Here is a 12,316-nt window from a genome sequence, read left to right as displayed (position 1 = left end):
TTATCACGTGCAAGAGAGCTATTTTGAATTCACAATCTCACAGAATACATATCCTTTTTTTAGATTTTATGGTACGTTTAATAAAAAGAACAAAGGTGATGTCGATGCATCATTTTCAGTTACCTATCCATTCACTACCTCTCGTTCGAGAAACCGGATACATGTATGACACAAATGGAGAGTTCACACACCCTAATCGAAAAATGGAGAAAATCCATGTATTTGTTTTTGTCGTAGAAGGGTGTATTTATGTTTGCGAAAACGGTGTAGAGTATAGTGTAAAAAAAGGCTCATATCTTTTTTTGAGGAAAAACAATACTCATTGGGGAACGAAACACTATCATCCTGGAACAAAGTGGTTTTACATTCATTTCTATCAAGCTCCTACTGTAATTGGAGATAAACCCGAGTATAATCATTTGACGCAAACTTCATTAATTTACGAGGATGTCTATGATTCTAAGATAAGCTTTCCTATTCATGGAGATATTACAAATGTGGAATATATGGCAGCTAAATTACAGAAACTGGTCTCTATGTATGAACAACCGTTACCAATGCGCCCTTTACATTTATCGATTGCTGCATATCAATTTTTCACAGAATTGTACTCTAATCAATTGGAAAAGAATCAAGAAGCGAATAAACATTATGTTGTGAACCAAATGATTGATTTAATGAGGAATTCTAAGCACAATCTTACAGGTGAAGAGATTGCTGAGACACTTGGTATGAACTATGCATATCTATCTACTTTATTTAAGAAGCAAACGGGCATGAGTGTAAAAAGATTTCAAAATGAACTGTTAATCGAAAAGGCAATCGAAATGTTCAAGAAAAAAGAAGGAAATGTTTCTGAGGTAAGTGATGCGTTAGGATTTTCCAATCCATTTTATTTTAGTAGAGTGTTTAAAAAAGTTACAGGTGTCCCACCAACCACGTATATAAATGAGAGATTTTATTAAAGTAATGGAGGTGCTACCCCCATTACTTTAATAGAATTCATTCTTATTCATTCATAACATAAGGCACTCCATCTTCCCAACCAATTTCCACTTTGGAAAGATACCATGTTTTCCCCATGTCGTTATTCCCTTGAAAGAATAAGTATGTTTTGTCGCCATCTTCAAATAAGAAAGGGTGACCCGATTCGCTAGAGTTCCAACTACCAGGCGCACCATTTCGTAGTAAAGGTTCTTCAAAAAGTCGTTCAAAATGAATGCCATCTTTACTCACAGCGCACCCAATTTGTTGTGGTGCATTGTTATACGCTCCTGCGTAAAACATATATAATATCCCGTCTCGTTTACACATTGCTGCAGCTTCTATGCAATCTTGTTCCCAGTCTAACTCTGGTTTCAGAATAGACTCTGTACAAACTTGAGTCCAGTCTGTTCGTGCAAATTCTGAATCTATCGGTGCTGTACAAACTCCTTGCATTTGCACTTCCCCTTTTGGATCCCGTGTAGCAAAATACATGAATAGTTTTTCATCATGGACAACTACATCCGCATCTATCGCTCTCCCATTATTCCAGTCTCCTGTTGGTGAAAAAACAGGATTCGTAGCATCTTTTATAAACGTAACGCCATCTTCTGATACGGCATGGCATAGAGCGTCCTTACTGCCGTTCCCATATGTTTGATAGAATAGATGAACTTGATTTCGAAGGACGATAGCGCCTGGTGCACATATCCCATTTTGTTCACATAGTTGTTCCATAGGAAGCTCACCAATAATTTCCCAGTTCTCCAAATCAAAACTTTCTGCAATGCCTATCCCCCAGCGTCCGTCTTCAGAAGGTGCTTTTGAATAATATAAAAAATACTTACCCGCAAATTTTACTACTGCGGGATCCTTCGCAAAAGGATAACCTCTAGAATTATCGGCAAACATCATTTTAATCACTCCTTAGTTATAGAAAATGGAAAACTTTTATATACGAATACCCCAAATTGATTTTCCTTCATTAGACAATGCAGTAAAAGCTGTGTCCACTTGTTCCGTTACTTCATTCCATTGTTGTAAAAACACACCTTTGTATGTTTGACCAGCAATATTAATTTCGGCTTGATACTTGTTGATTAGTTTCCATGACCCTTGTGTAGATCCAGCAATTGTTCCATCTTCCTGTAAAGTAATTGCGGTTGTTTTTTTCACCACTTTAGAGATATCTTTTTCATGATTCACAAATTGATAGGTACCAATAATTTGGTCCTTTCTTATTTCTTGTAAACTCTCTCCTGTATAACGAGAAGGTGCGACAACTGGCCAAGCGTCTCCATTCATAAATAATTGGTGGATACGTAATTCATGGCGCTCCCCTCTATTTAAGAAACGTGTATGAAAGACTAATAGACGAAGATTATTTTCTACATCTACATATACAGAGTTATGCCCTGAGGACACATAATTGTATCCAACTTCTTCCTCCACATTCTCAACAAATTGGAAATGACCAAATAATTTATTTCCAAATGGCGCATGGTCCGTATCATGGGTACCATTCAAATCGGTTGTTTCTACTCCCATGAAAGCATGCTCTGGCTTAAGTACAGCATCTTGCCCTGAAATATCTACATATGGACCATCCGGTTTCTTCGAACGGAATACCCTCATCTGATATTCGCCATTCGCTCCTAGCCAGCCATAGGTAACAAATAAATAATAGAATTTTGTCTCTGTATCAAAGTAGACATATGGACCTTCACAGGATTTGCGATACCCTCCTGCTATTTTCGTACCAAAATAGCGATCTATTATTCTTCCATCTTCCGTTACTCCATCTTCACCAGGATAGATAGCTCTTCCTGATTCTTTATCAAGTTCTAGAATAAATATGCCACCAGACCAGGAGCCGTATGTCATCCATAGCTTACCTGTTTCGTCATAGAATAAGTTGGCATCAATGGCATTAGGGTACATGCTATTATTGTAAGCACCATCGGGATGGAACCAATCTACTTTCGCATCCTTATTTTTAATTTCCCCAGCTTTTATTAGTTGTAAAATATTCGTATTTGACCATTTTTTATTCACATTACTGCGTTTATCATACGCATCATCTCGTGTAAAACCAGAATAAATGAGGGTATCGACATATTGATAAGGTCCCTCAATTTCCTTTGCAACCGCAAAACCAATTGCAGAACGAATCGGTGTAGAAGAAGCACTATAGTACAACATGTAGGCACCTTTTGTTCCATCTTTATGTAAGTAATCTTTATTCCAAAACGGTTCAGGAGCCCATACACCAAAACCACCTTTACAATTGGCGTCATCCTCACCAGCCCATTTGAAGGTTTCTGCTAAATTTGCAGACATATCGCCATATAATGTGTTATTTGGTGTTGTATAACCATTTGTAAACCTTGTCCATTTCATGAGGTCCTTTGACTTAGCAGCAGTAACATGCGTTCCAAATACATAGTACGTATCATCTACTTTGATGATGGATGGGTCATGTACTGATACATTTTCGAATTGTGGATTAATTCGAGCGTTTTTTTCACTTTCTACATTCGTTTTAATAGGAAACGCCTCCATCTTCTTTTCATTCTTATTAATATTATTCTGCGAATTTCTCTTATTACCTTTGTTAAATAGAAAAAAGAACGGTAAAAGCCACGTCGACATGAATCATGACTTTTACCTATAAAACTTACAGATTATCTAAGACTTCTACGTCTGATGATAAACAACGATACTCCACCTAAAGCTAACAATATGAAACCTATTAATAATAGGTTATACATTGATGTCGCTGTGTTTGGAAGCTCTTCATCCTTATCATCTTTTTTATCGTCATTGTCCTGGTTACCAGGCTTTTCTGAGTCACCTGGGTCAGCTGAATCGTCTGAATCACTTGAGTCATCTGAATCATTTGGAGTGCCAGGATCACCTGGATCGCCTGGGTCACCTGGATCGCCTGGATCACCTGGGTCACCTGGGTCACCCGGATCGCCCGGATCACCTGGGTCACCTGGATCGCCCGGATCGCCCGGATCGCCTGGATTCCCTGGATCGCTCGGATCACCTGGGTCACCTGAATCTGCGATTTCGAATACACCATAAGCGCTAAAATGACGAACCTTTGCTGTTACAATGCCGTTTTCTCTGTCAATAGATTCCGGTGTAATTTCCTCCTGTTTTACGCCATTTTCATCAATAAAGACCACTTTTAAGTTATCCCAGTTCGTAACTTCGCTTGGATCTACTGTGAAAGTCAACGTAATCGGTTCAGCAAATTCAGTTACATTTTCACCATTCGCTACGATAGTGAAGTTATACAGTTTGCTTACAGCATCCGTATTTTTCTCTGCGATTACATCTGAGACTTCTCTGAAATTAAACGTAATATCCGCTCCTGCTTGTAAAAGTGCAACAGGTATTGTTACGTTCACTTGTCCATCCGTTAAAATAATTGAAGCATCTTCTTCTAACTGCTCTAATACTTCTTTCTTTAACGTGACAGACTTAGCAGGTTTTTCAACCTCATAAATACCATCACCACTAGCTATTAAATCCTCCTTCGAGCCAACTTCTAAAGAATCAACTGGAGGAAGGGAAATAGACTCATAGTAATCCTTAATATCTTCTCCAGATAACACCATATTCTCATAGACAAGTAGTTCGTCCATGAAACCTTTGTAAGGAGTATCCCAGTAGTTTACACCGAGTGCGAATACTGCATCATCCGTTGTAAAGACGTTCGGGAACCCAGTGCTCGTGAATTTGTTGACACCGTCAATGTACACATCCACTTTTCCTTTATCGACTGTGAATGCGACGTGCGTCCACTCATTCGCTTTGATTTGCAAGCCCGTTGGAGCATCGAACCACTGAGTACCAGACCATAACATCGTTTGATCATTTACTGGACCACTTGGAACGAAGCTTATCCAACTATCTGTTGTTCTAGCACCAAAGAATGTCGTTGTAAAGGCCGTTAACTCTTCTGGTTTTAACCATAAGGAAACAGTATATTGATTACTACTTATTAATCCTTTTGGTAAAAGCACCCCAGAATCGCCATTAAAATATGCTGCTTTTCCAAGCACACCATTTTCAAAGGTGATTGTTCCACCTTCAGCATCAATCCGATTACCGGTAACCGTTCCGTTTTCACTATTTCCACTGTTTTCCACTAAGTCATCATCGAAGGAATAGTGAGCAACTAAACTTCCTTCCGCTACAACAATAATCGTAAAGGTTTTAGTTGTGCTTGCTTCCCCTTTCGTAATTGTTGCAGTCAAGGTTACTTCTACATGTCCAGATCCAGGTACAGGTCTTGTAACAATACCTTCATTCGAAACAACCGCTTCGTTGGAGGATTGCCATGTGATTTTTGCCCCATGAATTCCTTGTGATGGTAAATCTATGTCGATTGAGCATGTGTCACCAAGAGTTAACTGCTCTTTTACAATCTCGACAATTTCTACATCTGATTGTTCATATGACTTTCTAATGCCCCAAATTGATTTACCTTCTTCAGAAACTGCTGTAAAAGCCATCTCTGTTGATTCTGTCACTTCATTCCACTGTCTTACAAATACGCCTTTATATGTTTTTCCATCAATCGTTAACGTCGCATAGTATTCATCTACTAACTCCCATGTTCCATTTACAGGTCCAGCAATCGTACCATCTTCATTCAATGTAATGGTTACCGACTTTTTAATCGTTTTGGAAATATCCTTCTCATGATTTACAAATTGATATTCACCAATGATTTGATCAGGATTTATTTTATCCAGTTTTTCACCTGTATATCGAGATGGTGCGACAACTAGCCACTCATCCTCATTCATAAACATCTGGTGAATTCTTAGTTCAAATGCTTCTCCCCTATTCGGGAAGCGAGTATGGAATACTAAGAAACGCTCACCAGTATCAGGATCGATATACGCAGAGTTATGACCTGATGAAACATAACCATAGCCCACTCCAGTACCAGGATCTCCTTGTTTTCTTTCGAATAAGAAGTGACCTATTAGTTTATTCCCAATTGGCGAATGATCTGCATTACTTGTGAGAACTGCGTTTTGTCCAGAAATATCTAAATATGGTCCTTCTGGATTTTCAGCTCTGAACAATCGCATATTATATTCGCCATCTGCTGCAAGCCAGCCATATGTCACATACAAGTAGTAGTAACCTGTTGCTTTATCATATGTCACATAAGGACCTTCACCTGATTTACCAAAGCCACCTGAGATTTTTGTACCGAAATATCGGTCTATTAATCTACCATCTTCAGTTGTCCCATCTTTTCCAGGATGTATTGGCTTCCCTGTCTCTTTATCTAATTCAAGTAGGAAGATTCCGCCTGACCACGAACCATATGTCATCCACAACTTCCCATTTTCATCATAGAAAAGATTCGCATCAATGGCGTTAGGGAAAACACCGTTGTTATAAGAACCATTGCTATTAAACCAACCTGGCCTTACATCGGATAATGTGCCATCTTCGATCAAGCCTGGAATATTTGTGTTCGTCCATTTCTTATTCACATCACTATTAGCATCATATGCTTCATCTCTTGTAAAACCGGAGTAAATGATCGTGTCCACATATTCATATGGACCTTCAATATCCTTGGAAACAGCAATCCCTAGAGCTGAACGAATATAAGTGGACGATGCACTATAATACATCATATACGCACCTTTAGAGCCATCTTCGTTCACATAATGCTCATTCCAGAAAATTTCCGGTGCCCATACGGAAAAGCCACCTTTACTATCGGCATCATCTTCTCCTGCCCATTGGAACGATCCTGCAAGGTTCGAAGATAAATCACCATATAATGCATTACCTGGTGTCGTATAGCCATTTGTAAACCGTTCCCAATTCATTAAGTCATCTGACTTAGCAGCTTCAATATGTGTACCGAATACATAGTACTTGCCATTTGCTTTAATAATGGAAGGATCATGGATTCCGACATTTTGGAAATTCGGATGTGCTTCCGCTTTTTCCAAGCCATCGATAGCTGCTTGTAATGCAATAATTTCTGCGCTCCAGTCATCTTTCGTATCACTTTCAAGTGCTGCTTCATACTCTTTTATAAGCGTTTGTAATGCTAAAAATGACTCATCTGTATATGTGCCATAATTTTTGATGACCTTAGCATTGACTAGTAATTCTTGAAGTTTTGTCCTTCCCTGATTTAGTTCAGTTGGGAATTCTCCTGTTTCAAAGTACGTTTTTATTTCATTAGAGGATAATACTATGCCATCATATATGAGTAATTCATCCATTAACCCTTTGTATGGTACATCCCAATAGTTGACAGCTAAACTAAATACAGCATCTTCCGTTGTAAAAATGTCTTCCAATCCTGCGCCAGAAAATTTTCGTTCTCCATTTAAATAAACTTCGACTAATCCTTCATTTACAGTGACAGCAAGATGACTCCACGTGTTTGTTGGAATTCGTGAGCCTACCATACCATCAAACCATTTTTCACCATTCGCTGTATTCGCTCTAGACCAAAGACCTGTTTGATTACCTGCATTTCCACCTGGAAGTAAGCTAATCCAGTCATCCGTTGATCTTGCTCCGAAGAAAGAAGTAGTGTATTGCGTTAATGTATCTGGTTTTAGCCATAAAGAAATGGAGTATTTATAGCTAGAAATTAAGCCATTCGGTAATTTCACACCAGAGGCTCCATCAAATACAGCTGCTTGTCCGCCGTTTACACCTTTTGTGAACGTAATCTGACCATCTGTATTATCAATTCGATCACCTGTAACGGTTCCATCTCCTGCATTTAAAGTTTCATCGGAGAGATTACCATCAAATGAATAGTATGCAGATAAGCCTGGTTGTTTGATTTCAACCAACCCATTAATAGCTGCTTGTAAATCAGCGATTGCTTGATTAAGTTCTGTTTCAGTTGTAACTGTATCAAGCGCTGCTTCTGCATCCGAAATAGCTGTTTGCAAAGCAGAAAGACTCGCTTCTGTAAAAGAACCTTCTACATATTGCTTTGCAGTATGGATTAACTGTTGTAACTTTGTTGTATTAATAGGAGTTTCTAGTTCAGGTATTTCACCTGTTTCATAGTAATCTTGTATCTGTTCTTCCGTTAGGTTTCCATTATCATAGAAGAGTAGTTCATCGATTAACCCTTTGTATGGAAGGTCCCAATAATTCACACCGAGTCCAAACACGGCATTTTGTGTGGTGAAAATGTTCGGGAAGTTTTTGCCTGTAAACTTATTTACACCATTAATGTAAACTTCTACATTCCCGTTATTAACAGAGAAAGCAATATGTGACCATTCATTTACGTTAATTTTCGTATCAGTTACGGCATCATACCAAGCTTCTCCCGACCATAACATCGTTTTTCCAGCATCACCGAGACCTGCCGGAAGAAAACTTATCCAGCTGTTTGTTGCACGTGCACCAAAAAAGCTTGTAGTAAATCCAGTTAGTTGTTCCGGATTCAACCAGAATGAAACTGTATATTGATTGCTGGCGATGAGTCCTTTCGGTAACAAGATTCCAGAAGCACCGTCGAACTTAGCCGCTTTCCCTACTTTTCCATCTGTAAAACTGATTGTTCCACCTTGCTTATCAATGCGGTCGCCTGTAACAGTTCCCTCACTGACATTTCCGGTTTCATCAGTTAAATCATCTTCAAACTGGTAGTGAGCAACTAATCCTGCTGCTTTTTCAGCTAAAACAGTGATTTCAAAGCTTTTCTTCGCAGCATATGCCCCTTTTGTAATTGTGGCGGTTAACTTCACTAGGACATTATCTGCTCCAGCTGATGGTCTTGTTACTACTCCAGTTGTAGAAATAACAGCACGGTTGGATGATTCCCAACTAATTTTCACACCATTAGCACCTGCTGTTGGAAGCGATAAGTTAGCAATGATGCCACTCGTATCACCAAGGTCTAACTCATTTTTCACTGTATCAACAAGTTGTTTATCTGTTTGGCTTACAGTCTTACTTCCCCAAACTGCTACGCCTTTTCCAGATAAAGCGGTGAATGTAAGATTATAACTTTCTGTTGTCGGGTCCCACTGACGTAAAAATACTCCTTTGTACGTCTCTCCATTTACTTTCAATGTCGCATGATAATCATCTGACAATTCCCAGCTTCCTTTGACAGGTCCTGAAATAGTACCGTCTTCTTTTAGGGTAATCGTCGTAGGTGTTGCGAGATTCATGACGATTTCTTTTCCATGGTTAATGAATTTATAATCACCACTAATGTCTGCTTTCGAAACCGCTTGTAACGTTTCCTCTGCATAACGATATGGTGCTACAACTGGCCAGCCATCAGCATTCATGAACAATTGATGAACGCGAATTTCATGCGCTTCTCCTCTTCCTGGGAAACGTGTATGGAAAATTAAGAAGTGTTGTCCAGTTGCTTCATCATAATAAACGGAGTTATGTCCAGCAGATACATATCCAGTATCTACTCCCGCTTCTCCTGGGTTTCTAGTAAACAAGTAATCTCCCATTAGTTTGACACCGTAAGGCTTTATCGACTCATCATCAAATAATGGCTTACTTCTGTCCGCTTTTACTTTGGACATATCATTACCTTCTGCATCCACATATGGACCATCCGGATTTTTGGAACGGGCAACACGCATATTGTAGCCATCACCAGCAGCAAGACCACCAAAAGTTGTGTATAAATAGTAATATTCCGTATTTGGGTCGTATTGAATGTAAGGTCCTTCAATTCTACTGTGATTGCCCCCAATTAAGTGCTTTCCATAGCCTTGGTCTGGGTATGGGAATCCTGTTTCAGGATTAAGTTTCAAGATAAAAATTCCACCAGAATAGGATCCATATACCATCCAAAGTCGATTCTCTGCATCGAAAAAGGTATGTGGATCTATCACATTAGGATGAACAGTAGCATCATAAATGGTGTCATCTTCACTGGTTTCATTCCACATGCCAGATTTCAAGAAAATCCCTAAGTCCTTATATGGACCTTCGATATGATCGGCTACAGCAACACCAAGTGCGGAACGAGGCGAATCTCCTTTACAAGCGTTGTAATACATGTAAAACTTTCCGTCTTCTAGCTGAATAATATCTCCAGCCCATAATGTTTCAGATTCTGCCCAATCGAGCGCCTCTGCTAATTCCTTTGTTACATCATCAAACAACGGATTTGCTGCATTTACACCATCTGCAACTTTATCCCATTGCATCAAATCCTTCGTCTTCGCCATAGCTAGATGAGATCCGAGTACGTAATACGTATCGTCCACCTTAATGACAGAAGGATCATGTACAGATGCATTCTTAAAAACAGGCTTATCTTGTGATTCAGCCGGTTTTACTTCTACTTCTCCCTCACCGTCAGCTGCATATACAGATGCTGGTGCAGGGACAAGTAATGATAGTGCTAAAAAGTAATATGCGATCTTTTTCAGCACATTTCTCCCCATTGCTACTCCCCCTTATTCAATTTTCAACAAATACTTTCACGATCGACTAATCATACTTATCCAAAGGCATCACACTCCTTTAAGTATAAAATGAAAGCACTTTCATTATTTTGATTTGAAATCTAAGTTGATGAAGATGTTAGTGGATATCATGAGGTAAGAATTGTTTGGGGTTAGCCCCCAAACAATTCAGGATAATGCGGGGTAAACCCCATTATTGTTTTTTCAAGCGAATTACGTTCCATGATAGCTTAGGTAGTGATGCTGTTACATGGCCATTGTCATTTTTAGCGTCTCCACCTGTGTGTGGTGCAACTGCTTGATTTGTAGCTGTGTTTACTTGCTTTAAATCATCATTTTCTAACACAATGTGTTCCAGAACGCGGTAACCATCGAAATTGCGAATGTCTGCTTCTAGTAATAAAGTATCTTCTAGGTCACGGTTAACCGCAAAGATTGTTAGTTCTTCATTTTCTTCGTTGTACACTGCAGTTGTATCCAAAACAGGTACATCTGTGAAATCTTTACTATCGTATTTTGGACTAGAAACGATTGGGTTTAGAACAACCCCTCTTCCAAATGTAGATGTATGCATAAATGGATAGAAAATCGTTTGCTTCCATGCTGGTCCACCATTTTCAGTCATAATTGGTGCAATTACGTTTACTAACTGAGCCATACATGCAATTTTTACGCGGTCAGCATTCTTCAGTAATGTAATTAACATAGAACCAACTAGTAATGCATCTTCGAAATTGTAAATATCTTCTAGTTGTGGTGGTGCAATGGACCAAGGCTCGATTTTACGGTCAGCATCATTAGAGTGATACCATACATTCCACTCATCAAATGAAAGATTAATAGTCTTCTTGCTACGTTTTTTCGACTTGATATAGTCTGCAATTGAAATAACAGATTTAATAAAATCATCCATTTCAAGAGAGCTAGCTAAATAGTTTGCTATATCATTACTGCGGTTACCGTAGTATTGATGTAAAGAAATATACTCAACATTGTGGTATGTATGATCAAGTACAGTTGCCTCCCAATCTGCAAATGTTGGCATCGTTCTACTTGAGCTACCACATGCTACTAATTCAATCGAAGGGTCAACTAACTTCATAACCTTTGCAGCTTCATTTGCAAGTCTTCCATATTCTGTTGCTGTCTTAGCGCCAATTTGCCATGGACCATCCATTTCATTTCCAAGGCACCATGTTTTAATTTTGTGAGGTTCTTTATATCCATGAGAGATACGAAGGTCACTATAATAAGTGCCGGATGGATGGTTACAATATTCTACTAGATTACGAGCAGCATCTACCCCTCTAGTACCAAGATTCACCGCCATATTCACTTCAGCACCAACTAATTTCGCCCAATCAGCAAATTCATTTGTTCCAATTTCATTCGTTTCAATTGTACGCCATGCAAGTTCCAAACGACGTGGGCGATTTTCTTTCGGTCCAACCCCATCTTCCCAGTTATAACCGGACACGAAATTCCCACCAGGATAGCGCACTAAAGGTACATTTAATTCTCTAACGAGTTGTGCTACGTCTTTACGGAATCCATTTTCATCTGCTTCCGGATGACCTGGTTCATAAATTCCACCATATACACATCGCCCTAAATGCTCGACAAATGATCCATAAATTCGCTTATCTACCTCAGATACTTTAAAGTCCTTTTCCACTATCATCTTTGCTTTTTTATTAGCCAACTTCCTTCTCCTCCCTCACATTCAAAATTTCGACAAAATCTAGCGATGACAGTCTAATTGTTTCTTACCTGTCACCATATATACGTACAAGGGGAAAGGTTATTCGATTACCAGTCATCTTCAACAACATAAACTTGTACGTATATTTATGATT

At 39.0% G+C, this 12,316-nt stretch carries 5 protein-coding genes; 1 reads left to right on the top strand and 4 read right to left on the bottom strand.

Going from position 1 to position 12,316, the window contains the following annotated elements:
* The first annotated feature begins 104 nt into the window (after positions 1–104).
* Positions 105–965 (top strand): helix-turn-helix domain-containing protein, encoded by an 861-nt coding sequence (locus ACFPM4_RS16680; RefSeq protein WP_382354240.1) that lies wholly within the window; start codon positions 105–107, stop codon positions 963–965.
* A 43-nt stretch (positions 966–1,008) separates the two neighbouring features.
* Here ACFPM4_RS16680 and ACFPM4_RS16675 read toward each other — a convergent pair whose 3' ends face one another.
* From ACFPM4_RS16675 to arfA, 4 genes are all read right to left on the bottom strand, one after another.
* The gene (locus ACFPM4_RS16675) at positions 1,009–1,899 is read right to left on the bottom strand and encodes a family 43 glycosylhydrolase (RefSeq protein ID WP_382354237.1); all 891 of its coding nucleotides are present in this window, start codon (positions 1,897–1,899) and stop codon (positions 1,009–1,011) included.
* A gap of 36 nt (positions 1,900–1,935) precedes the next feature.
* Positions 1,936–3,546 carry a glycoside hydrolase family 43 protein gene (locus tag ACFPM4_RS16670; protein WP_382354234.1) on the bottom strand — a complete coding sequence of 537 codons (1,611 nt, stop codon included), beginning with the start codon at positions 3,544–3,546 and terminating at the stop codon, positions 1,936–1,938.
* 122 nt (positions 3,547–3,668) lie between these two features.
* Positions 3,669–10,439, bottom strand: a complete 6,771-nt coding sequence (locus ACFPM4_RS16665; RefSeq protein WP_382354231.1) for a LamG-like jellyroll fold domain-containing protein — start codon at positions 10,437–10,439, stop codon at positions 3,669–3,671.
* A gap of 214 nt (positions 10,440–10,653) precedes the next feature.
* Entirely contained in the window at positions 10,654–12,162 is a 1,509-nt protein-coding gene (arfA, locus tag ACFPM4_RS16660; RefSeq protein ID WP_144926287.1) for an arabinosylfuranosidase ArfA, read from the bottom strand.
* Positions 12,163–12,316 lie beyond the last annotated feature (154 nt).

Origin of the sequence: Lederbergia graminis, assembly GCF_042655485.1 — a bacterium.
Taxonomy (GTDB): Bacteria; Bacillota; Bacilli; order Bacillales; family Bacillaceae_C; genus Lederbergia; species Lederbergia graminis.
This window is presented reverse-complemented; position numbering and strand designations above follow the sequence as displayed.